Raw genomic sequence first — 22,981 nt, forward strand, 5'->3', positions numbered from 1 at the left:
AGTATATATAAATGGATTAAATAAATGAAAAAAACAATTGTAGCTGTAATGGTCGCTGCTTCTGCAGCTTTGAGCGTTCAGGCTTTCGCGGCAGGGAACAGCTCTTCTCTGACTATTCTGGGTAACGTTACTGACACCGGCGAATCCTGTAACGTAACGCCGTCCGCGATGATTTCAGGCGGTTCTTTAACTCTGGACGATGTCAAAGCATCCGTGCTGGAGGCAATGGCAGTCAACACGCCGTATATGTCTACAGCAAAAGACATTGAGTATAAAATCGAAGACTGCCAGAAAGGCGCGACTAAATATTCCGGTAATATCAACGTAACCGTAACAGGCGACTACATCAGCGGCCTGGATGACGTACTGACCAACACCGCTGCCAGTCCGGCGACTAACGCTGCTGTTACCGTGGTTAACACTGATGGAACCCGCGTAAGCTTCACCGGTACTACGCCTAAGGTTATTGCTTATACTGCAGGGACTCCTTCTTATCTGCGTTATAAAGCGGCATATATTAAAACCGCAAACGGCGTTACCGATGGTGCAGTTAAGGGTGTAGCAACCTTTACTATTAGCTACTAATAAGCATACCGGGGTTTACCTCAGGTAAACCCCATTATTTTATTCAGGGAATGAATTATGCTGAAGTCATTATTGAGGCTGACTACACTTTCTTTTTTTACCATCTGCTTTGTGGCTCAGGCCGGAGTCGTGGTTGATTCAACCCGCCATCTTTATAAAGAAGGCGCGCGAGAAATCAGCGCAAACATTGAAAACAAAGATGATACGCCCTATCTCATTAAATCCTGGGTTGAAGCATCTGAAGGGATAAAAGATAGCTTTTTTATGGTGACGCCTCCGCTTTTCCGTCTGGAGGGAAAGCAAACGAATACGGTGCGTATTTTCCCTAATGCGTATATATCCAAAGCGCCGCAGGATCGTGAAACCGTTTACTTCTTTAACGTTATGTCTATCCCACCGACCAGCGAAAGTGAAGCCGACAAAAACAAGCTGCAGCTCGCCGTTCGCCACAGAATGCGTCTCATCTATCGCCCTCGAGCTATTCAGGATCTGAATATTACTACTGAAGCTAAAAAACTGCAGTGGCGTAAATCCGGTAATAAAATAACGCTAAAAAATCCGACGCCGTTCTTCATTTATTTTAAATCAATAATAATAAACGGCAGGGATATTACCAGTTCAGTTAATAATATTGATGCTTTTGCCAGCAAAGAGTTTACTTTGCCTGCAGATATAAATGGTTCAGAGATCGAGTGGAAGGTTGCTACGGATAACGGGGGTTCAGGGCCAGCCAATACCTCATCGATATAAATTCTTCTTCATTGGCCAGGGTGAAAAGTATGTCTATTTCAATAAAAAAAATGGGAGGGGCACTATCTGCAACCTACCACACATTTTTCGTTCTCGTTCCGGCGCTCGCTCTCGGTTTAAGCACTAATACCCTCGCACGTGATTTTTTTGATCCCGCTTTTATTAAGTCAGTAAATCAGGGCGATCCATCCTCAATACCGGATTTATCCCTCTACTCAACCAGGGATGCGCAGGCGCCAGGGGTGTATCGGATTGACGTTATTTTAAATAATAGTCTGCAAGAAACAGCTGATATCCGCTTTGTTGACAAAAAAGATCCGGTGACAGGTGCGCAAAAATTGGCCCCTTGTTTAAGCATTGCTAAATTAACAACCTATGGTTTACGTTCAGAAGCATTTCCAACATTAAGAGAGGATGCAAACGGCTGTGCTGATACGAGCGTCATCCCGGATTTGACTACCGATTTTAACTTTAATACTCAACAGTTGCTGATCTCCATACCGCAGGCAGCCCTGTCGACAATCGCTCAGGGTTTTGTTTCTCCCGATGAGTTTGATGACGGTATTAACGCCTTGCTGACCAACTATCAGTTTAGTTCAGGTAAAGACTACGAAGCTGACAATGAATATTACAATCTTAATTTACAATCCGGCCTGAACGTTGGGCCGTGGCGCCTGCGCAACCTTAGTACCTGGAATAAATCAGCCGGTACGAAGAGTGATTGGGATTCCGTCTATCTCTATGTGCAGCGAAGCATTGTTCCGTTAAAAAGCACCTTAGTCATGGGTGAAAGCACCTCTCTCTCCAGCATTTTTGACAGCGTCCCCTTCACGGGTATTCAACTGGCAACCGATACGGATATGATTCCTGAAAGCCTGCGCGGTTTCGCACCAATTGTTCGGGGTATTGCCAGGACCAACGCTCGCATCGTCATTAAACAGAATGGCTATCAAATCTACCAGGCCTTTGTCGCCCCAGGCGCTTTCGAAATCACCGATCTCTACTCGACCGGCGGTAACGGCGATCTTTACGTCACCGTCGAGGAGTCAGATGGTTCCCGACAGAACTTCGTCGTGCCTTACGCCTCTCTGCCATTAATGCTCAGAGAAGGCCAGATGGAGTATGAAATTACGAGCGGTAAATATCGCCCATATGACGGAAATATAGATGAAAAGCCGTTTACGCAGGCTACGATCAGCTACGGTGTCTTAAGCAACACCACTTTCTATACCGGTTTGCAGGCGGCATCCAACTATCAGGCGCTCGCTTTCGGAGCCGGGCAAAACCTTGGCGATATTGGCGCAGTTTCCGCAGACGTCACGACAGCCTGGTCCAGCAAGAAAGATGAAGATAAAACATCCGGCCAATCCTGGCGTATCCGCTATGGTAAAAATATTCTTGAGACCGGCACCAATATTACCGTAGCTGGCTATCGCTATTCGACCTCCGGGTACAATACGCTAAGCGATGTGATGAACACCTATAGCAACAGATACGGCGGCTATACTCCGCGCTCTCTGCGTAACAGAACCAATATTACCGTGAGCCAAAGCCTGGGGGCGGGGTTAGGTAGCCTTTCTGTATCCGGTATATTTGAGGACTACTGGGACAGCAAGCGCCACAATAACTCGCTAAATATTGGTTATAATGGCGGGTTCCGTCGCTTCAACTATTATGCGGGCTATAGCTATAGCCGCTACAGCTGGGGAAATAATGGCTCCGGCCGTTATGTAGAGGATGACCATGTCGTTTCATTTAATATCTCTATTCCTTTAAGCGAGTGGTTGCCCAATGCTTATGCGACCTACAACGCCACCAACAGCAGTCCGGGCTCCACCGATCAGTATGTTTCCCTGAGCGGGGTTGCGCTAGAAAATCATAACCTCGACTGGAACGTCCAGCAGGGCTACAGCAATAGGGAAGATGCCAGCGGCGGCATCTACGGCAACTATCGTGGTTCCGCGGGTTCAGTTAACGCCGGCTACAGTTATGCCAAAAATAGCCAGTTAATTAACTATGGTCTGAGCGGTGGCGTATTAGTTCATGCCGACGGTATTACCTTAGGTCAGGAAATGTCTGAGACCGCCGTATTGGTTAAAGCGCCCGGGCTGAAAAATGTACGCCTGGAAAACGACGCGACTATCGAAACGGACTCCCGCGGCTACGCGATTATTCCGTACGTTACGCCATACCATCGGACCAACGTAACCTTAGATAGCACGACTCTGGGTAATAATATGGAGTTGCCAAATACGACGCAAAAAGTGGTGCCCACCCGTGCGGCCGTTGTACGGGCTAACTTCGCGGGCAATATTGGCCGTCGCGCATTTCTTATCCTTAAGAGAGCGTCAGGAGAAAACGTGCCGTATGGCGCAACGGTAACATCAACTACCGATAAAAATGCCCAGGCCAGCATCGTATCTGATGGCGGTATGGTCTATATGTCCGGTCTGAAAGATAACGGTGAAGTCTATGCCCAGTGGGGGTCAAAGGCCGGTCAGCAGTGTAAAGCGGCTTATAGTCTGGCTACGGAAATCGAAGGCATCGCGCAGACGACTGCGGTTTGCCACCAACAGGGAAAGTAATACTATGAAATGTCTTTTTTTTATTATTAGTTTACTCAGCATAAGCTTACAGGCGGTGGCTACCTGCTCATATAGTAAAACGGGTGGCGGTGCGATTACCGTTAGTTTTAACGGTTCTGTCATCGCGGATTCCACATTACCTAACGGTAGCATATTAGCGTCGGCAAGACGTGGAAGTGTAAATCCCAAAACATTTTCATCGTGTAGTTCCAGCGATGTTTATGTCGTCAGAGCCGTACCTGTCGTAAGCCCATCTAATATTACTAAAATTGGTGGAAAAATAGTTTATGAGACGGGCATCCCCGGTATTGGGTTTCAGATTTCTGATATTACCTTACCATCAGTTAACTATTTTTCCCCTGCAGAAATAGATCAGCCAGAAATAGCCAGCAATCATTATTTTTCTAAAGCGTCTGGCCAGGTCATGGTCTGGTTAGTGAAAACCGGCCCCATAACGAAACAAAAGGGAAACAAAACGGCGGTTTATTTTATGGCTGGCCCGCCAAATCAGACCAACACAGGTGCATCGAATACCGCTGAATTATTCAGAATCAATGTGGATTTGACTAACATTACTTTTAAGGAAACTACCTGTGAAATCTCGCCGCGAAATGGGAGTATCGTAAAACTATCCACCATTGACATTTCAGATTTAAACTCAGTAGCCGTCGGCAGCGCCGCAGGCAAGGCTAAAAACATTACCCTCGATATTAAGTGCCCAGATTCGGAAACTAACAAAAAATATATTTACTGGTTTAGCCCCATATCTGTAGCATCAACGAGCGTAAATGGGCTACTATTAAACTCATTACCAGACGGTGCTCAAAACATAGGTATCATTCTTAAAAAAAATGGTTCTGCGATAAAATTTAACGATCTGGACGCTTATCCCTTCGTCAGTACTAAGAGTCAAGACTTAACTCTCACTGCTGACTATTTTAAAATCGCTAAAAATGTTTCTGCAGGAATCACCGGTGAGATAAAAACAGATTTAGAGGTCATTCTCCAGGAGGAATAGTCTTCTCCTTAACAAGGATATAAATTCATCCCGGTCGGTTTAGCACAGAACTATTGGTGCGATAAAAACTCAATTATCAAAAATGATTTTAGTTGCGAGTGGGCTCCCAGAAGTTTACTGGATGAAGTTTATGGGATGAGCGAACACAGCCGATGCATAAACAACTTCAAGTATGGCGAGCAAAACACTTCTCTTTGTCAGGTTTTTTACTCACACATAATCACATCATAGATATTAATTCACAAAGGTTGTTACATGAATCACTAAAAATTCATTAATCAATCATCAAAGCGAACATTGAAAAATAATAAACACATACTAGAATCAGCATCGAAATATCACTTTGCGCATTCGTGGTTTTCATTTAAAAAGTGTCAAATTACTTTTGATTTGACTTGTTGTATTCAAAAAAGCACCCATATATAAAAGGAATATATAATGAAACAATTAACTGTATTTGAAATGGAAGAGATTTCTGGCGGCTACTCCTGGGATTTCTCGTCTGTTGCTAATGCCTTAAGTAGCATTATTTGTAATGGCGCAGAAGCTATTGGGGCATCCATTTTAGGCGCCACTGCTGGCGCACTTGCCGGTTCTGCTATGGGCGGTATCTTTGGCGGCAATGGTGGCGGTATTTTAGGTATCGGGTCAATTGGCCAGGCGGTGGGGATGATTTACGGTCTGTGCGTTGGCGGCGTTGGTGGCGCTATTGCTGGTGCCATGGTTGGCTGGGATATCACTCTCGATAAATGCATCGAGATGTTTGATGGATTTGTTGATGGTACGCTAGCCTACTGGTAAGAAAATTTTCAGACCATAACTTTATGAAGGCTCTAACGAGCCTTCTTTTATCTCACTTCTCTATCTCAAAGCTGATAACAATGTTAAAAAATATCTATCGCAAGGAAGCGATTGAGTACAAAAAAATTCACTGGAAAGGGAAAGCATTATTGTTAGCAGGTATTCCGGCGTGGTTGGTCACCTTGTTAGCATCACTTTTTCTTATCGCCCTTGTATTATCTCTCATATTTTGTACCTTTACTCAACGCATTGATGTGCGTGGCGAGGTCATTACGCTCCCCCACTCCGTTAACGTCTTCGCCCCACAGCAAGGTTTTGTGGTTAATCAGCACGTAAAAGTAGGTGATATCGTTAATAAAGGTCAACCGCTTTATGAGCTTGACGTTTCGCGTAATACCATCAATGGGAATGTGAGCGCGGCCCAAATTGAAGTAATTAATGAAAAAATCGCTAATGCGGAAGATATCATAAGCAAACTGATGCGCAATAAATCTGAAACATTAACTGCGCTTGAGAAACAGATTAAAACCACCAGCGCCTCATTGGCAGAAACTAACCGCATGCTGGCGACGACTCAGGTTGGCTTAAATAAAATGTTTACCAACTTATCCAGCTATGATAAATACCTCAAGGATGGTCTGATAACCAAAGACCAGTATAACTATCAGCATTCTTTATATTTTCAACAGCAAAGCGCCTATCAATCTCTGGTTACCCAAAAGATGCAGCTGGAATCTCAGCTCACGCAAACCAATAGCGATAAAATAACCAAAGCAGCAGACTTTGATAATCAGATCTCCAGCCAGCACAATCAAATCAATGATTACAAAAACCAGCTGGTTGAATCTAACGCGAACGGTAATCTCATTATTAAAGCCACAACTAATGGAAAGATTGAGTCGCTGGCCGTGACTAAGGGGCAGATGGTTGAGAACGGCAGCAGCCTCGCACAGATAAAACCCACAGGGGATATTGAGTATTATCTCATCCTATGGTTACCCAATAATACTATCCCTTATGTGAAGCCAGGCGACACGATTAATATTCGCTATGATGCTTTTCCTGCGGATAAATTTGGACAATTTCCAGGAAAGGTGATTTCTATCTCCTCGGTTCCAGCATCACGCCAGGAGATGGCTGAATATACCAACGTTAATAACGGCACTAGCCAGCAGGAGCTGGCGCTCTATAAAGCCATTATAAAAATTAAAGACAAGACTTTTAGCTACAATGGAAAAACGCTCACGCTCTCTAACGGCCTGAAGGCTCAGGCGGTAGTTTTTCTTGAAGAACGCCCGCTGTATATGTGGATGTTTACCCCTTTCTATAAGATGACGCAAAGCGTGAGTGGCCCGATCGATGAATAAAGAACTTTTTAAGACGATTACCGACAAGCTAAATTTTTCATTCCGCCACAAAACGCCGGTGATATTACAGTCGGAGGCTGCCGAATGCGGTATCGCCTGTCTGGCGATGGTTTGCGGCTTCTACGGGCTCAATATCGACCTGTTCAATTTCCGTCATCGCTACGGCAGCCCTTCGCAGGGCGTTACGCTCATGTCGTTGAGCAAAACGGCGGAACATGCCGGGTTGAAAAGCCGCGCGCTATCCCTCGACCTGGATGAAATCAAGCAGCTAAAGCTGCCCTGCGTCATCCACTGGGGTATGAACCATTACGTGGTACTCACTAAAGTGCGTAAAAGCAGCTTTATTGTTCACGACCCGGCGCTGGGTAAACGGGTTATTGGCATCCAGGAAATGTCCAATAACTTTACCGGCGTTGCGCTGGAGCTATGGCCGGACCAAAATTTTCAGCAGGAACAGGCGAAATCTCGTCTACGCCTGCTGGACCTGATGCGTAATATTGTTGGGCTGAAATCCGTCCTGCTCAAGATCTTTGCCTTTTCAGTGGTGGTTGAAGCTATCGGTCTGTTATTACCCATCGGCACGCAGCTGGTCACCGACCACGTCATCATGGCGCACGATCAGAGCCTGCTTTCGGTTATCTGTATTGGTCTGGTCTTCTTCACGCTCTTCCGTACATTTATTAGTATGCTGCGGGCCTGGATCTCATTAACGTTAAATACGCTGACCAATATTCAGTGGAAGACAACGCTGTTCGATCATCTGACGAGCCTGCCGTTATCCTTTTTTGAGAAGCGCCATCTGGGCGATATTCAGTCTCGTTTCTCTTCGCTGGATACTATCCGCTCAACCTTCACCAATAGCATTGTTACCGGCATTATCGATTCGATTATGACCGTTGGCCTGCTGATTATGCTAACGCTTTACGGCGGCTGGCTGGTTTGGGTCGTGGTGGGCTTTACTTTATGCTACGTCATCATGCGTTTTGCGACCTACAGCTTCTACCGCCGCGTTGCCGAAGAGCAGGTTATCAAGGGCGCCCGTTCCAGCTCGCACTTTATGGAATCGCTCTATGGTATTTCAACGATTAAGGCATTGAACTTGAAAGAACGCCGTTCTCAGCACTGGTTAAATATCAACATCGACGCCTGTAATGCCGGTATCAAACAGACTCGGTTCGATATGATGTTTGGCGGTATTAATACCTTTATTACTTCTATCGACCAGGTTGCGGTTCTCTGGCTAGGGGCAATTATGGTTATTGATAACAATATGACCCTTGGCATGTTTATGGCCTTTAATGCCTATCGCGGTCAGTTCTCACAGCGCGCCTCAAGTTTGATCGATCTGATTATGCAGCTGCGTATGCTGTCGTTACATAATGAGCGTCTTTCAGAGATCGTCTTTAGCGAACCGGAAAAAGAACTGCCTTCACGACGCGTTTTTGCAGAAAACACGGGCGTTAAACTGGAAGTGAAGAATCTCAGCTACCAGTACGATCCGTTTTCACAGCCTATTTTTTCTAATTTAAATATTACCGTTGAACCGGGCGAATCCATCGCGCTGGTCGGCCCTTCCGGCGTCGGTAAAACCACGCTACTGAAAGTCATGTGTGGCCTGCTGTCCCCGACCAGCGGCGATGTGATAGCGGATAACCTCGATATTCAGAAAATCGGCCTTAACAACTTCCGTCATGGAACGGCCTGCGTTCTGCAGGAAGACAGACTCTTCTCGGGTTCCCTGATCGATAATATCAGCGGCTTTGAAGATAACGCCGATATGGACTTTATCGTTGAATGCGCACGCAGATGTAATATCCATGATGAAATCATGAAAATGCCGATGGGATACGAAACCATTGTCGGCGAGCTCGGTTTAGGCATCTCTGGCGGACAAAAACAGCGGCTCTTAATCGCTCGCGCCCTCTACCGAAAACCCAGCATTCTGTTTATGGATGAAGCCACCAGTCATCTCGATCTTAAAAATGAGTCGGTGATTAACCAGTCTATCTCTGGGCTAAGCATTACCCGAATCATCGTCGCCCATCGGCCATCCACCATTGCCTCAGCCGATCGCATCATTGATTTATCACAGCTACGCACGCTGGCACCAGCGTAACCCTCAGGAAAAGGAGATCCGAATGCAAGGCACGTTTATTGGTTTTAATACCGCATCAATTAAATATGAAGACAAATTTTTAGCATTAATGCTCAAAGTAAAGCTGAGTAACCAACTTTGCCAGTCTTACTATCTTCAGGCCCAGGCGCTTACCGACCTCCTGTTAGTTTTACAACACAGGATGGCTATCGTATTACAGCGCTTAAACGCTGAAGGTGAAAGTTATAAGAATGAACTGATTGCTTTTAATGAGCAGCTCATAGAAAACACCCCGGTTATAGGTATGCCGGAAGTCCAGCAGCCCAATCCGGAAAGGCGAGTCATATCAATTACGTTAAAACCAGGAGCGACCTGGTCAACGCTCATTCTGGTGCTGCAAAACGAGCAAATTGCTACGCTGCGCATTGATGATATGCAGGTTGAAGCGCTGCTGATTGGTATTCAGCAATCTCTTAAAAACGCCGGTGATAACGAACTGATTAAAAATTTAACGTCATCACTGGAAAGCCTGATGCTATATGCACTGGATTTAACGAATACCAGTAACATTGATTATCAGCAGTATCTTCAGGATGAGTGGAAACTCAATCTGTTTTCCCATTATCTGGGCGTACTGTACTGCTGTGACACGGAGGAAGGCCGAAAAATCATCTCCGGCGCGGTGATTAAAACCAACGCCGCCCATCCGTCAGAGCAGGAGAATAGCGTTGTGATGCGCTTAATTGAGAGAAGCCCAAAGCTGAAAGAAATGCATGCGCAGCGCCAGCCCAGCCAGATTTTTAGCCAAATTCTTCCTTCTCAGCCGGGGAGAATGATGACGCTGGAGGAGTGCCTGCGGCCTTTACATGCGTTCTACCTGGCGACACAGGCGAAAATCAACGCGCGCTAAAAAATATGCCAGGTGCCTCTATTGGCTCAAGAGAGGCACCTGTTAAATCAATTCGGGCACTTATAAACCTGGCCGTTCATTTGGCTATCGGTCGGGACAAAGCTGGACAACAGATTCTGCGTCGGGCTGCTGACGCCGTAAATCACGTTGCCTCCCATTTCTGCCGCATGGTTACGCAGAGCGTTTGCCGCACCGCGCATAGAGCCGCCTTCATCACCATTCTGCCCGGACAGCCAGTTGCTCTGCGTACCGGTCGCGGTGCCTAACAGCTGGCATTCAGAACCCGGTTTATCCTCAACAAAGCGTACGTTCTGGCCACCAGAGGTCAATTCGTTGCTGGAGCTGCAACCTGCTAACAACAATGCTGCGCCGACAATCCCTGCTAAATATTTTACCTGCATGTTATTCCCCACGATCAATGAGCTGGACGCACTGGCCCGGATGTACAACCTTATACTAAAAAGACGACAAAAAGAAAAACCCCCGAGCATTTCTGCCCGAGGGTTCTTTATTTCTAAGGGGTATAGCGCACGATTACATCATGCCGCCCATACCGCCCATGCCACCCATACCGCCAGCAGCACCTAAGTCAGGCGCGTCGCTTTTCGGCAGGTCAGTAACCATGCACTCGGTGGTGATCATCAGACCAGCAACGGATGCTGCGTACTGCAGAGCAGAACGCGTCACTTTGGTTGGGTCCAGGATACCGAAGTCGATCATGTTGCCGTATTCTTCAGTTGCGGCGTTATAACCGTAGTTACCTTCCCCGCCTTTCACGTTGTTCGCAACAACAGACGGCTCTTCACCGGCGTTGGATACGATCTGACGCAGCGGAGCTTCCATTGCGCGCAGCGCAACTTTGATACCGACGTTCTGATCTTCGTTCTGAGCGGTCAGGCCAGCCAGTTTAGCGGCAACGCGAACCAGCGCTACGCCACCACCGGCAACCACGCCTTCTTCAACCGCAGCACGGGTCGCGTGCAGGGCATCGTCAACGCGTGCTTTCTTCTCTTTCATTTCAACTTCGGTCGCTGCGCCAACTTTGATTACCGCAACGCCGCCTGCCAGTTTCGCAACGCGCTCCTGCAGTTTTTCACGGTCGTAGTCAGAAGTCGCTTCTTCGATCTGCTTACGGATCTGAGTAACGCGGCCCTGAATCGCAGCTTCTTCACCCACGCCATCGATGATGGTGGTGGTGTCTTTGTTGATAACAACGCGTTTCGCCTGACCCAGGTCTTCCAGAGTCGCTTTTTCCAGCTCCATACCGATCTCTTCAGAGATAACGGTACCGCCGGTCAGAGTTGCGATGTCCTGCAGCATAGCTTTACGACGGTCGCCGAAGCCCGGAGCTTTAACCGCAGCCACTTTAACGATGCCGCGCATGGTGTTCACCACCAGGGTCGCCAGCGCTTCGCCTTCAACGTCTTCAGCGATGATAACCAGCGGTTTGCCAGCTTTCGCTACGGCTTCCAGAACCGGCAGCATTTCGCGGATGTTGGAGATTTTTTTGTCGGCCAGCAGGATGAACGGGCTTTCCAGCTCAACAGCACCGGTTTCCGGCTTGTTGATGAAGTACGGGGACAGGTAGCCGCGGTCAAACTGCATACCTTCAACCACGTCCAGTTCGTCTTCCAGACCGGTACCGTCCTCAACGGTGATCACGCCTTCTTTACCGACTTTGTCCATCGCTTCCGCGATCAGTTTACCTACGGTTTCGTCGGAGTTAGCGGAGATGGTACCTACCTGAGCAATGGCTTTAGAGTCAGAGCACGGTACGGACAGCGCTTTCAGTTCTTCAACGGCGGCAACGACAGCTTTGTCGATACCACGTTTCAGGTCCATCGGGTTCATACCCGCAGCAACGGCTTTCAGGCCTTCAGCGATGATCGCCTGAGCCAGTACGGTTGCGGTGGTGGTACCGTCGCCTGCAGCGTCGTTCGCTTTAGAGGCAACTTCTTTCACCATCTGCGCGCCCATGTTTTCAAACTTGTCTTCCAGCTCGATTTCACGCGCTACGGAAACGCCGTCTTTAGTGATGGTCGGCGCACCGAAGGATTTGTCCAGAACCACATTACGGCCTTTCGGGCCCAGGGTTACTTTAACTGCGTCTGCCAGTACGTTTACGCCGCGCAGCATTTTCACACGAGCGTCGTTACCGAATTTTACGTCTTTAGCTGCCATTTTATCTTTCCCTTAAATTCGTATGTTCAGTGTCGTTCGCGGATTACGCTTCAACAATTGCCAGAATGTCGCTTTCGGACATAATCAACACTTCTTCATTGTCGATCTTCTCGGACTTCACGCCATAGCCATCGTTGAAAATGACGATGTCACCAACTTTAACGTCCAGAGGCTGCACGGTTCCGTTTTCCAGGATGCGGCCCTTACCGACAGCGATGATTTCGCCACGAGTTGATTTTGCTGCCGCAGAACCGGTCAGAACGATGCCGCCAGCAGACTTCGTTTCAACTTCTTTACGTTTGACGATCACACGATCATGTAACGGACGAATACTCATTTTGATAGCTCTCCTTTGAGAAAGTCATTATCAGTTATGGATGACGCCGGTCCGCACACGGTTTTCCGGCTAGTGCCCTGAGAGATGGGGATGGGGTTTTACCGCTTCAAGGGGAAAAGTAAAAAAAAATTTGTCCTCGTGCTCGGACGCACATAAATTTGCCGTCCTCGCCCGACGTCATAAGCAAAAGCGATTGTGATACCATCCTTTTTTTGCCGGGCGCAAGGTTGAATCATGAGTGGTTTAAAACAGGAGTTAGGGCTGGCTCAAGGCGTGGGATTACTCTCCACGTCATTACTGGGAACCGGGGTCTTCGCCGTTCCGGCACTGGCCGCGCTGGTCGCCGGCGATAACAGCCTCTGGGCCTGGCCGGCGCTGATTTTACTGGTGTTTCCCATCGCTATCGTCTTTGCGACGCTGGGTCGCCACTTTCCCAGCGCCGGCGGCGTGGCGCATTTTGTGAATATGGCCTTTGGCCCGCGTCTGGCGCGCGTCACCGGCTGGCTCTTTTTATCGGTGATCCCGGTGGGATTACCCGCGGCCCTGCACATCGCCACCGGCTTTGGTCAGGCGCTTTTTGGCTGGCACGACAGCCAGTTGCTGCTGGCCGAGCTGGGAACGCTGGCGATTATCTGGTGGGTCGGTTCCCGCGGAGCCAGCTCCAGCGCCAATCTACAAACGCTGGTTGCCGTGCTGATTGTCGCCCTGATCGTCGCCATCTGGTGGCGCGGCGCGATCAATCCCGCGCAGATCCCCTTCCCGGCGCCCGCTGAAATCGATAGTTCGCAGCTTTTCTCCGCGCTTTCAGTGATGTTCTGGTGCTTTGTCGGGCTGGAGGCTTTTGCACACCTGGCCTCTGAGTTTAAGCAGCCGGAACGCGATTTCCCCCGCGCGCTGATGATTGGCTTATTACTGGCGGGTTCCGTCTACTGGGCCTGTACCGTGCTGGTCCTGCATTTTCATGCCTTTGGCGAGGAGATGGCCGCCGCCGCGTCGCTGCCCAATATCGTGGTGCGCCTGTTTGGCGTGCAGGCGCTGTGGATTGCCTGCGTTATCGGCTATCTCGCCTGCTTCGCCAGCCTCAATATCTATATTCAGAGTTTTGCTCGCCTGGTCTGGTCGCAGGCGCAGTACAAGCCCGAGAGCTATCTGGCCCGGCTGTCGCCGCGACAGATTCCGCGCAACGCGCTGAACGCGGTGCTCGGCTGCTGCGTCATTAGCGCGTTATGCATTTATGCGCTCAATATCAATCTTGATGCGCTGATCGTCTACGCCAACGGCATTTTTATTATGATCTATCTGCTGTGCATGCTGGCGGGCTGCCGTTTGCTTGAGGGACGTTATCGCGCGTTAGCGGCGTTTGGCAGCCTGCTTTGCCTGCTGCTGCTGGCGATGGTGGGCTGGAAGAGCCTTTACGCGTTTATCATGCTGGCGGTACTGTGGCTGTTTTTACCGAAGCGCAGGCTGGCGGAGGGGTATTCCAGGCCGGAGTAACCGGCCCGGGCAATGCATGTTAGTCGCGGCGATCGTCTTTATGATCGAGACGGTCGCGTTCGTCGTCTTTACGCTGGTATTCGCCTTCAAAGGTATCGCCGCCGCCCGTTCCGGCGCTAAACCCGCCGCCCGGCATTCGGCTAAAGCGCAGATGCGGCATCAGTTTTAAGGTCAGATGCTTCTGTACCGGAGGTAACAGCAGCAGCAGCCCCAGGAAATCGGTAAAGAACCCCGGCAGAAGCAACAGCAAACCGGCGATAATCAGCGACACGCTTTTGATCATCTCTGCGGCCGGGCTCTCCCCCGCTGCCATCTTCTGCTGCATCAGCATGAGGTTTTTAAAGCCCTGGTTTTTCACCAGCGATATCCCCACCACCGAGCTGAAGATCACCAGAATCAGCGTCAGCAGAACGCCAAGCACATGAGCGACCTGGATAAAGATCGAGATTTCAATGTAAACGTATAAAAAAACGGCAATTAACGGAATCCAACGCACCGGCGTCTCCTTCATTAACAGACGCCAGCATCGGCGCCCGTAGTCATAGATGTGCTATTCGCATCAGCAAGATGTTGGGCCAAAACGTCACTTTTCAATCGTAAAAAAAGCTTATTTTTTTCAAAATTAGAAAACCGGTGACTCATTTCACAGATTAATAATTCTTATAAGATTCACTACATAATAAGTGATCAGGGCGGCTGATATTCGCTATCATCAGCATATGATCGTGGGCACCGGGCCGATTAAGGAAATAATCTGCGGCCAGAAAATGCGCTAGATCCCATAAATTCTGCGTATTTGGTGAATTCATAGGCAGCTTGAAAGAGAAGGTTCACATGTTAAACAACATTCGTATCGAAGAAGACCTGTTGGGTACCAGGGAAGTTCCAGCTGACGCTTACTACGGCGTCCATACTCTGAGAGCGATTGAAAACTTCTACATCAGCAACAACAAAATCAGCGATATCCCTGAATTTGTCCGCGGAATGGTGATGGTGAAGAAGGCCGCTGCGCAGGCTAACAAAGAGCTGCAAACTATCCCCAAAAGCGTCGCCAATGCCATTATCGCCGCCTGCGATGAGGTCCTGAATAACGGTAAATGCATGGACCAGTTCCCGGTCGATGTGTTCCAGGGCGGTGCGGGCACTTCCGTTAACATGAACACCAACGAAGTACTGGCGAACATCGGCCTTGAACTGATGGGCCACCAGAAAGGCGAATATCAGTATCTCAACCCGAACGACCACGTTAACAAATGCCAGTCCACCAACGATGCCTACCCAACCGGTTTCCGCATCGCGGTCTACGCCTCTATCCTCAAACTGATCGATGCGATTAATCAGCTGGGCGAAGGTTTCCAGCAGAAGGCCGTGGAGTTCCAGGACATTCTGAAAATGGGCCGGACTCAGCTACAGGATGCGGTACCGATGACCCTCGGTCAGGAGTTCCACGCGTTTAATGTTCTGCTTAACGAAGAGACCAAATGCATTCTGCGCACCGCGGAACTGCTGCTGGAAGTGAACCTTGGCGCGACCGCTATCGGCACCCGTCTGAACACCCCGGATGGCTATCAGCAGCTGGCGGTACAAAAACTGGCGGAAGTCAGCAACCTGCCGGTTGTCCCCGCGGAAGATCTGATCGAAGCGACCTCCGACTGCGGCGCCTACGTGATGGTCCACAGCTCTCTGAAGCGTCTGGCGGTAAAACTGTCCAAAATCTGTAACGACCTGCGCCTGCTCTCTTCCGGCCCGCGCGCTGGCCTGAACGAAATCAACCTGCCTGAACTGCAGGCGGGCTCTTCCATCATGCCCGCCAAGGTTAACCCGGTGGTCCCGGAAGTGGTCAACCAGGTATGCTTCAAAGTAATCGGTAACGACACCACCGTCACCATGGCTTCCGAAGCGGGCCAGCTGCAGCTGAACGTGATGGAACCGGTGATTGGCCAGGCGATGTTTGAATCTATCCATATTCTGACCAACGCCTGCTACAACCTGCTGGAAAAATGCGTCAGCGGCATCACCGCCAACAAAGCGGTATGTGAAAGCTACGTCTACAACTCCATTGGCATCGTCACCTACCTCAACCCGTATATCGGCCACCACAATGGCGATATCGTCGGCAAAATCTGCGCTGAAACGGGCAAAAGCGTGCGGGATGTGGTGCTTGAACGCGGCCTGCTGACCGCGGCGGAGCTGGACGATATCTTCTCTGCGCAAAACCTGATGCATCCGGCCTACAAAGCGAAGCGTTATACCGATGAAAGCGAACAGTAGGTTTTCCGATTAAACTAACCACGGGCATGTCAGCAATGACATGCCCTTTTTGTTCTTATTGATTTACTAAATTACAACAACCCAATATCAACTTGTTAATAAAACAAGGAAGGCAAATATGTTTGGTGCAGAACTCGTTATTGTCCTGCTGGCGATTTATCTGGGGGCCAGGCTCGGGGGAATCGGCATCGGTTTCGCCGGTGGCCTGGGCGTCCTCGTCCTGACCCTCGTGTTTCAAATTAAACCTGGCGCGATCCCCTTCGACGTCATCGAAATCATTATGGCGGTTATCGCCGCTATCGCCGCCATGCAGGTCGCCGGAGGGATGGATTACCTGGTCAGCCTTGCCGAACGTATGCTCCGGCGTCATCCCAAATACATCACCTTTCTCGCGCCGCTGGTCACCTGGTTTATGACCGTGCTTGCCGGAACCGGACATACGGCGTTCTCAACCTTACCGGTTATCACCGAAGTGGCAAAAGAACAGGGCATCCGCCCCTCACGCCCGCTCTCCATTGCGGTGGTCGCTTCGCAGATTGCCATTACCGCCTCGCCGATTTCCGCCGCGGTGGTCTTCTTTGCCGGTATTCTCGAGCCCCTGGGCGTCAGCTACCTGACGCTACTGGCGATCTGTATTCCGGTTACCCTGATTGCCGTCATGCTTACCGCCATCGTCTGTAACTTCCTCGGCTGTGAGCTGAAAGACGACCCGATTTATCAGGAGCGGCTGGCAAAAGGGGAAGTCAAACTGCGCGGCAGCCAGGTTTTTGAACTGAAGCCGCACGCCAGACGCTCGGTATTACTGTTTCTGATCGGTATCGTCGCGGTGATGTTCTACGCCACCGCCATCAGCGATACCGTAGGGCTGATCCAGGATCCGGTCCTGCCGCGTAACGAAGCGATTGTGGTGTTTATGCTGACTATCGCGACGCTGATAAGCATCACCTGCAAAATCGACACCGGTGAAGTGCTCAACGCCAGCACCTTTAAATCCGGCATGAGCGCCTGCGTCTGCGTTCTCGGCGTCGCATGGCTGGGGGATACTTTCGTGAAAGCCCACATCAGCGATATCCAGACCGTAGCGGGCGACCTGCTGCACAACTACCCGTGGCTGCTGGCGGTGGTGCTGTTCTTCGCCGCGACCCTGCTATATTCCCAGGCCGCGACCACTAAGGCGCTGATGCCCGCCGCGCTGATGCTGGGCGTGAGCCCGCTTACCGCCATCGCCTCATTTGCCGCCGTCTCCGCCCTTTTCGTTCTGCCGACCTACCCCACCCTGCTGGCGGCGGTCGAAATGGATGACACCGGCTCCACCCGTATCGGCAAATATGTCTTTAACCATGCCTTCCTGATCCCCGGCGTCATCGCCATTACGCTATGCGTGATCCTCGGGTTTATTTTCGGCGGCATCATGCTGTAAATCTCTTCAAATTCGGGCCAGATCCTGGCCCGTTTCGTTAATCCTCCCTATCTTGCATGCTATAGTGCCTCTTTTCGCTGATACGAGGTTCACGATGACGATGCCTGATGCTGTTGTTGTACTCTGTACCGCGCCGGATGAAGCGACCGCCCAGGACCTGGCGGCCAAAGCGCTGGCGGAAAAACTCGCCGCCTGCGCCACTCTCCTGCCGGGAGCGACATCGCTCTACTACTGGGAAGGAAAACTGGAGCAGGAGTATGAAGTGCAAATGCTGCTGAAAACCGACCTTGCCCATCAGCAGGCGCTGCTGGACTGCCTGAAGTCCCATCACCCGTATCAAACCCCTGAACTTCTGGTTCTGCCCGTTATTCACGGAGACAACGATTACCTCTCATGGCTCAACGCATCATTACGCTGATCCTGCTGCTTTGCAGCACATCGGCCATTGCCGGCCTGTTCGACGCCCCTGGCCGCTCGAACTTTGTTCCTGCTGACCAGGCTTTTGCCTTCGATTTTCAGCAGAATCAACACGATCTTAATCTGACCTGGCAAATCAAGGATGGTTACTATCTTTACCGTAAACAGATAAAGCTGACGTCCGCCGATGCGGCGTTTACCGACCCCTCGCTGCCTGCAGGCGAATGGCATGAGGACGAGTTTTACGGTAAAAGCGAAATTTACCGCCAGCGCCTGACCGTGCCGGTCACTCTGACTCACGCCGCCGCCGGCGCGACTCTTACCGTGACTTATCAGGGATGCGCGGATGCCGGTTTCTGCTATCCGCCGGAAACCAAAATCGTGCCGCTCGGCAACGCGCTCGCGCGCTCCAGCAGCGATGCCGCCGTCGGGCAACCCGGGCTGACCCCGCCTCTGCCGCTGGAAACGCGCCCGGCGCTGCCGGTAGAGTCGCCGTCTGACCTTCCGCCCCCCGCTGTGGACAATAAAGATGCCGCTCTCCCCTTTAGCGCGCTGTGGGCGCTCTTGATTGGTATCGGCATCGCGTTTACCCCCTGCGTTCTGCCGATGTATCCGCTGATTTCCGGCATCGTGCTGGGCGGTCAAAAACGCCTCTCCACCGCCCGCGCGCTGCTGCTGGCCTTTATCTACGTCCAGGGTATGGCCCTGACCTACACCGCCCTGGGGCTGGTCGTTGCCGCTGCGGGCCTGCAGTTCCAGGCGGCGCTGCAGCACCCTTATGTGCTGATCGGCCTGTCGGTGCTGTTTATCCTGCTGGCGCTGTCGATGTTTGGTCTGTTTACGCTCCAGCTGCCTTCGTCGCTGCAAACGCGCCTGACGCTGATGAGCAATAAACGCCAGGGCGGTTCACCCGGCGGCGTATTCGCCATGGGGGCGATTGCCGGATTAATCTGCTCGCCCTGCACCACCGCGCCGCTGAGCGCCATTCTGCTCTATATCGCCCAGAGCGGTAATCTGTGGCTGGGCGGCGGTACCCTGTACCTCTACGCGCTCGGTATGGGGCTGCCGCTGATCCTGGTGACCGTATTCGGTAACCGTCTGCTGCCGAAAAGCGGCCCGTGGATGGCCCACGTCAAAACCGCCTTTGGCTTTGTGATCCTGGCGCTGCCGGTATTTTTACTCGAGCGTATCGTGGGCGAATCGTGGGGCCTGCGGCTTTGGTCGCTGCTTGGCGTCGCCTTTTTTAGTTGGGCGTTTATTACCTCGCTGGGCGGCACGCGCCCCTGGCTGCGTATCGTGCAAATAGTGATGCTCGGCGCCGCGCTGGTCAGCGCCCGTCCGCTGCAGGACTGGGCTTTCGATGCGCCGGTCGCGCAGCGGCAGTCCCATCTCCAGTTTACCCGTATCCATAGCGTCGATGAGCTCAATCAGGCGCTGGCGCAGGCGAAAGGCAAACCAGTGATGCTCGACCTGTACGCCGACTGGTGCGTGGCCTGCAAAGAGTTCGAGAAATACACCTTTACCTCACCTGAGGTTCAACAGGCCCTGAAAGAGACCGTTCTGCTGCAGGTTGATGTCACCAAAAATAGCGCGCGGGACGCGGCGCTGCTGAAGCACCTCCAGGTGCTCGGCTTGCCCACCATTCTGTTTTTCAATGAACAGGGCGAGGAGCAGCCCGCGCAGCGCGTCACCGGCTTTATGGATGCCGCGGCATTCAGCGCCCATTTGCGCGATCGACAACCGTGAGCGACACTGTAGGAGGAATAATGGAGGAAAAGACCGTGCAACGTGAAGATGTCTTGGGTGAAGCCATCCAAATCCTCGAAATCGAGGGTATCGCTAACACCACGCTGGAAATGGTCGCCGAGCGCGTGGCTTACCCGCTCAATGACCTCAAACGTTTCTGGCCTGACCAGGAAGCGCTGCTGTACGACGCGCTTCGCTATCTCAGCCATCAGGTCGATGCCTGGCGCCGCCAGCTTTTACTGGACGAGTCGCTCAGCGCGGAGCAGAAACTGCTGGCCCGCTACGCCGCGCTGACCACCTGCGTAAGCAACCATCGTTATCCCGGCTGCCTGTTTATTGCCGCCTGTACTTTTTATCCGGACCCTCAGCATCCGATCCATCAGCTGGCCGAGCAGCAAAAGCAGGCTTCGCTGGCCTATACCCATGAACTGCTTAGCAAGCTCGAAGTTGACGATCCGGCAATGGTCGCAAAGCAGATGGAGCTGATCGTTGAAGGCTGCCTGAGCCGACTGCTGATCAAGCGCAGCCAGACGGATGTCGATACCGCGCGTCGCCTGGCAGAAGACATTTTGCGTTTTGCCCAGTGCCGTATGGGCGGCGCCCTGACCTGATTCCGATATCTTAACCAATTCATCGCGCATATAATCCCCTCCTCATCGATATGCTGACAGGGTTTGATATGCGCTCTCTTCTTTGGGTTGCCATCATGGGGCTGTGTTCGACACCGCTCCTGGCAGCTTCTCCGCAAGGCTTTTCTTTCGCGCACAAAGACTGGGAGCTCGCCTGCGACAACACCGGGACCTGCCGAGCCGCCGGCTATGGCGCCACCATGGGCGAAGTCAGCGTTCTGCTGACCCGCAATGCGGGCGCGGCGCAGCACGTCATCGCTGTGGCGACTTTCGCGCAAACCGAACGCGATATCCCCCCTGACGCAACGGTAAATCTGTTCATTGACGATCGGGATAACGGTCCACTTGAGGCCGCCGACGAGAGCCACTTTCGCTTTGACGACACCCAAACGGCGGCCCTGATTCAGGCCCTGGAGCACAACGGCAAAATTGAGCTTGCCCTTAACGGCGAGCGTAAAACGCTCTCCGACGCGGGCAGCAGCGCCGTATTCCTGAAAATGGATGAGTTTCAGCAGCGCCTGGGCACTGCCGATGCGCTGTTACGCCAGGGCGACGCCGGTGATGAGAATATTTTGTCAGCCGCGCCCGCGCCGGAAATTATCGCCGCGCCGGTCATCCACAATGCCGCCACCGTAGCGCTGACGGCGAAGCAGCGGCAGAAACTCCGTCCCCAGCTCGTCCCTCTGCTAAACAGCCATTGCGACGACTGGCAAAACGCGGATATCCCGGCATCTGAGCGCCAGATCACCGCAACGCCGTTGGATAAAAGCCACACGCTGATTCAGGCGCTGTGCTGGCGCGCTGCCTACAACGACGGCTATGCAACGTGGGTGGTCGACAAGGCGTTTATGACCCAGCCTCAGCTGGTCACCACCGACGCCTCCAGCTATGCCGACGGCGTGCTCACCTTTTTCAATAAAGGCCGCGGCATCGCCGACTGCATCAGCGGTGAAGAGCGCGTCTGGGATGGCAAAACGTTTGTCCAGAGCCTGAAATACACCACCGGCGATTGCCGGGAGATCGCCCCCGGCGGCGCGTGGATGCTGCCCACCTTTGTGAGCCAGGTTATCCCGAAGCAGCAGAAAGATGCCGATAACAACGCGCTGAAAGCGCTGTATAACGCCGTATTAAAGGAGCAGAAGGCCAATCCTGAACTGGATCTGAATAATATCGCCGAGCAGTTCCCCCTCAGCGGGAACGTCAGCCATTTTACGCTGACCTACGCGGACGACTCTCTGGTATCGACGACGAAACCGTCCGCCGATATCAGCGATGATGAGTGGCAGGCGTTTCTCCAGTCCGATATCAGCGCCGACTCCGAAAACGGTAAAGTGAGCTTTACGCTGGTCGACCTCGACGGAGACGGTAAACGCGATTTAATTATCGACAGCTACGTTGGCGGCACCGGACTCTTTAGCTATACCGGGATACTAAAACGCAGCGACGACGCTTTTGCTGCGGTTAACAGCGATGATAGCGGCAATGGCGATGATTTTGACGCAGGCGTTCCGGGCGCGCTCTATTCTCTCAACGGCCGCGGCGCCAACCAGTGGAGTCACTGGGTGCGCATTAACGGCCAGGTTTACGCACTCTGGTACAACGGCCAGTTTGGCGAAGACAATCTCTATCTGTTGCGCCCGTTTGGCCCCTCAGGCAGTACGCCGGCAGTGACAATCCGCTATCGCTACACCCTTAACGACATTCGCTCGCCGGAAAAAGACCAGCCTCTGACGCCTGCGCTGAATGAGCGGGAGAAGTCAGACCTGCTGAAGTCGCTGGAAGTGATGCAGAGCAGCCTGCTCAAGGATAAGCCACAGAGCGACAATGACGCGCCAATTTGCCCTATTCCTCCGGGCACATCATCCGACGACGCGGAAAACTACTATAGCGGAGTAGCGTCGAACTATATCTATGAAACCGTGGCATATATCCCGGTCTGGCTGAACGATAAATGTTTTATCGGCACCATCTTTAGCCACCACGGCGCCTATCGTCACGGCGTCGATGCGGAAATCACGATCAGCTCGCCGCGCGATGACGAAGACATTGTTGGCGACTACGCGATCTCCGGATTACGCCGCGCTATCTCGGTGACCAGCGGCTGGAAAATCCGTGAAGGCGACAACGGTATGATGTAATTTTCAGCAAAAAAGCGTCTTCAGGTGCAGAATTGCCGTAAACTTAAGCAACCAGTAGATAAATCGAGAAATTTGATTGACGCCGCGTACGGATTACGGTTTAATGCGCCCCGTTGCCCGGATAGCTCAGTCGGTAGAGCAGGGGATTGAAAATCCCCGTGTCCTTGGTTCGATTCCGAGTCCGGGCACCACTTATTCAGAGAACCCAGCCTATGGCTGGGTTTTTGCTTTTCTGCG

19 protein-coding genes and 1 tRNA gene are annotated in these 22,981 nt (G+C 51.6%); 16 read left to right on the forward strand and 4 right to left on the reverse strand.

From position 1 onward, the window contains the following. The first annotated feature begins 24 nt into the window (after window positions 1-24). From FQK12_RS19130 to yjeJ, 8 genes are all read left to right on the forward strand, one after another. Window positions 25-585 (forward strand): fimbrial protein, encoded by a 561-nt coding sequence (locus FQK12_RS19130; RefSeq protein ID WP_014227605.1) that lies wholly within the window; start codon window positions 25-27, stop codon window positions 583-585. A gap of 57 nt (window positions 586-642) precedes the next feature. Then, window positions 643-1,335 carry a molecular chaperone gene (locus FQK12_RS19135; RefSeq protein WP_014227604.1) on the forward strand — a complete coding sequence of 231 codons (693 nt, stop codon included), beginning with the start codon at window positions 643-645 and terminating at the stop codon, window positions 1,333-1,335. Between the two features lie 29 nt (window positions 1,336-1,364). Continuing rightward, window positions 1,365-3,920, forward strand: a complete 2,556-nt coding sequence (locus FQK12_RS19140; protein ID WP_041165260.1) for a fimbria/pilus outer membrane usher protein — start codon at window positions 1,365-1,367, stop codon at window positions 3,918-3,920. A 4-nt stretch (window positions 3,921-3,924) separates the two neighbouring features. Next, complete coding sequence (locus FQK12_RS19145; protein ID WP_014837173.1) at window positions 3,925-4,938, forward strand: fimbrial protein; 1,014 nt, start codon at window positions 3,925-3,927, stop codon at window positions 4,936-4,938. Window positions 4,939-5,376: 438 nt separating this feature from the next. Continuing rightward, entirely contained in the window at window positions 5,377-5,739 is a 363-nt protein-coding gene (locus tag FQK12_RS19150) for a hypothetical protein (protein WP_014227601.1), read from the forward strand. A gap of 80 nt (window positions 5,740-5,819) precedes the next feature. Beyond that, window positions 5,820-7,106, forward strand: coding sequence for an HlyD family secretion protein (locus tag FQK12_RS19155; protein WP_014227600.1), 1,287 nt, complete (start codon window positions 5,820-5,822; stop codon window positions 7,104-7,106). Next, window positions 7,099-9,222 (forward strand): peptidase domain-containing ABC transporter, encoded by a 2,124-nt coding sequence (locus tag FQK12_RS19160; protein ID WP_014227599.1) that lies wholly within the window; start codon window positions 7,099-7,101, stop codon window positions 9,220-9,222. Before FQK12_RS19155 ends, FQK12_RS19160 begins: the two co-directional genes overlap by 8 nt. A gap of 22 nt (window positions 9,223-9,244) precedes the next feature. After that, window positions 9,245-10,111: a YjeJ family protein gene (gene yjeJ / locus FQK12_RS19165; RefSeq protein ID WP_014227598.1), complete on the forward strand. Its 867-nt coding sequence runs from the start codon at window positions 9,245-9,247 to the stop codon at window positions 10,109-10,111. A 47-nt stretch (window positions 10,112-10,158) separates the two neighbouring features. Here the strand turns inward: yjeJ and FQK12_RS19170 are convergent, their stop codons facing one another. From FQK12_RS19170 to FQK12_RS19180, 3 genes are all read right to left on the reverse strand, one after another. Beyond that, window positions 10,159-10,512 carry a DUF4156 domain-containing protein gene (locus FQK12_RS19170; protein WP_004097909.1) on the reverse strand — a complete coding sequence of 118 codons (354 nt, stop codon included), beginning with the start codon at window positions 10,510-10,512 and terminating at the stop codon, window positions 10,159-10,161. Window positions 10,513-10,645: 133 nt separating this feature from the next. Further along, a complete protein-coding gene (gene groL, locus FQK12_RS19175) occupies window positions 10,646-12,292 on the reverse strand; it encodes a chaperonin GroEL (protein ID WP_014227597.1) in 1,647 nt (548 codons plus the stop codon). Window positions 12,293-12,335: 43 nt separating this feature from the next. Further along, entirely contained in the window at window positions 12,336-12,629 is a 294-nt protein-coding gene (locus tag FQK12_RS19180; protein WP_003855929.1) for a co-chaperone GroES, read from the reverse strand. A 234-nt stretch (window positions 12,630-12,863) separates the two neighbouring features. Between FQK12_RS19180 and yjeH the strand changes: the two genes are divergently transcribed. Further along, window positions 12,864-14,123, forward strand: coding sequence for an L-methionine/branched-chain amino acid transporter (gene yjeH / locus FQK12_RS19185; RefSeq protein ID WP_014227596.1), 1,260 nt, complete (start codon window positions 12,864-12,866; stop codon window positions 14,121-14,123). 19 nt (window positions 14,124-14,142) lie between these two features. On the opposite strand, the gene FQK12_RS19190 is transcribed toward yjeH, so the two are convergent. Beyond that, window positions 14,143-14,619 carry an FxsA family protein gene (locus tag FQK12_RS19190; RefSeq protein ID WP_004097899.1) on the reverse strand — a complete coding sequence of 159 codons (477 nt, stop codon included), beginning with the start codon at window positions 14,617-14,619 and terminating at the stop codon, window positions 14,143-14,145. Window positions 14,620-14,957: 338 nt separating this feature from the next. Here FQK12_RS19190 and aspA point away from each other — a divergent pair, with 338 nt between their 5' ends. The 7 genes from aspA (at window position 14,958) to FQK12_RS19225 (ending at window position 22,935) form a co-directional block, all read left to right on the forward strand. Beyond that, complete coding sequence (gene aspA, locus FQK12_RS19195) at window positions 14,958-16,394, forward strand: aspartate ammonia-lyase (RefSeq protein ID WP_004097898.1); 1,437 nt, start codon at window positions 14,958-14,960, stop codon at window positions 16,392-16,394. A 118-nt stretch (window positions 16,395-16,512) separates the two neighbouring features. Continuing rightward, window positions 16,513-17,814, forward strand: coding sequence for an anaerobic C4-dicarboxylate transporter (locus FQK12_RS19200; RefSeq protein ID WP_014227594.1), 1,302 nt, complete (start codon window positions 16,513-16,515; stop codon window positions 17,812-17,814). A gap of 94 nt (window positions 17,815-17,908) precedes the next feature. Next, the gene (gene cutA / locus FQK12_RS19205; RefSeq protein WP_004097896.1) at window positions 17,909-18,232 is read left to right on the forward strand and encodes a divalent cation tolerance protein CutA; all 324 of its coding nucleotides are present in this window, start codon (window positions 17,909-17,911) and stop codon (window positions 18,230-18,232) included. Continuing rightward, the gene (locus FQK12_RS19210; RefSeq protein ID WP_014227593.1) at window positions 18,208-19,977 is read left to right on the forward strand and encodes a protein-disulfide reductase DsbD; all 1,770 of its coding nucleotides are present in this window, start codon (window positions 18,208-18,210) and stop codon (window positions 19,975-19,977) included. The genes cutA and FQK12_RS19210 overlap by 25 nt, the downstream gene beginning before the upstream one ends. Before the next feature lie 35 nt (window positions 19,978-20,012). Further along, window positions 20,013-20,588 carry a transcriptional regulator gene (locus FQK12_RS19215; RefSeq protein WP_014227592.1) on the forward strand — a complete coding sequence of 192 codons (576 nt, stop codon included), beginning with the start codon at window positions 20,013-20,015 and terminating at the stop codon, window positions 20,586-20,588. A gap of 68 nt (window positions 20,589-20,656) precedes the next feature. Next, a complete protein-coding gene (locus FQK12_RS19220; RefSeq protein WP_014227591.1) occupies window positions 20,657-22,744 on the forward strand; it encodes a DUF1176 domain-containing protein in 2,088 nt (695 codons plus the stop codon). A 115-nt stretch (window positions 22,745-22,859) separates the two neighbouring features. After that, window positions 22,860-22,935 (forward strand) — tRNA-Phe (locus FQK12_RS19225). The last annotated feature ends 46 nt before the right edge of the window (window positions 22,936-22,981 follow it).

Source organism: Klebsiella sp. ME-303 (assembly GCF_007910085.1).
GTDB lineage: Bacteria > Pseudomonadota > Gammaproteobacteria > Enterobacterales > Enterobacteriaceae > Klebsiella > Klebsiella michiganensis.

What these genes read in the sequence shown, in the direction of transcription:
- FQK12_RS19155 (WP_014227600.1), top strand. Translation starts at nt 5,820, where the DNA reads ATGTTAAAAAATATCTATCGCAAGGAAGCGATTGAGTACAAAAAAATT.
- FQK12_RS19200 (WP_014227594.1), top strand. Translation starts at nt 16,513, where the DNA reads ATGTTTGGTGCAGAACTCGTTATTGTCCTGCTGGCGATTTATCTGGGG.
- yjeH (WP_014227596.1), top strand. Translation starts at nt 12,864, where the DNA reads ATGAGTGGTTTAAAACAGGAGTTAGGGCTGGCTCAAGGCGTGGGATTA.
- cutA (WP_004097896.1), top strand. Translation starts at nt 17,909, where the DNA reads ATGACGATGCCTGATGCTGTTGTTGTACTCTGTACCGCGCCGGATGAA.
- FQK12_RS19160 (WP_014227599.1), top strand. Translation starts at nt 7,099, where the DNA reads ATGAATAAAGAACTTTTTAAGACGATTACCGACAAGCTAAATTTTTCA.
- FQK12_RS19140 (WP_041165260.1), top strand. Translation starts at nt 1,365, where the DNA reads ATGTCTATTTCAATAAAAAAAATGGGAGGGGCACTATCTGCAACCTAC.
- FQK12_RS19135 (WP_014227604.1), top strand. Translation starts at nt 643, where the DNA reads ATGCTGAAGTCATTATTGAGGCTGACTACACTTTCTTTTTTTACCATC.
- FQK12_RS19180 (WP_003855929.1), bottom strand. Translation starts at nt 12,629, where the DNA reads ATGAGTATTCGTCCGTTACATGATCGTGTGATCGTCAAACGTAAAGAA.
- FQK12_RS19130 (WP_014227605.1), top strand. Translation starts at nt 25, where the DNA reads ATGAAAAAAACAATTGTAGCTGTAATGGTCGCTGCTTCTGCAGCTTTG.
- aspA (WP_004097898.1), top strand. Translation starts at nt 14,958, where the DNA reads ATGTTAAACAACATTCGTATCGAAGAAGACCTGTTGGGTACCAGGGAA.
- FQK12_RS19170 (WP_004097909.1), bottom strand. Translation starts at nt 10,512, where the DNA reads ATGCAGGTAAAATATTTAGCAGGGATTGTCGGCGCAGCATTGTTGTTA.
- FQK12_RS19210 (WP_014227593.1), top strand. Translation starts at nt 18,208, where the DNA reads ATGGCTCAACGCATCATTACGCTGATCCTGCTGCTTTGCAGCACATCG.
- FQK12_RS19220 (WP_014227591.1), top strand. Translation starts at nt 20,657, where the DNA reads ATGCGCTCTCTTCTTTGGGTTGCCATCATGGGGCTGTGTTCGACACCG.
- groL (WP_014227597.1), bottom strand. Translation starts at nt 12,292, where the DNA reads ATGGCAGCTAAAGACGTAAAATTCGGTAACGACGCTCGTGTGAAAATG.
- FQK12_RS19150 (WP_014227601.1), top strand. Translation starts at nt 5,377, where the DNA reads ATGAAACAATTAACTGTATTTGAAATGGAAGAGATTTCTGGCGGCTAC.
- yjeJ (WP_014227598.1), top strand. Translation starts at nt 9,245, where the DNA reads ATGCAAGGCACGTTTATTGGTTTTAATACCGCATCAATTAAATATGAA.
- FQK12_RS19145 (WP_014837173.1), top strand. Translation starts at nt 3,925, where the DNA reads ATGAAATGTCTTTTTTTTATTATTAGTTTACTCAGCATAAGCTTACAG.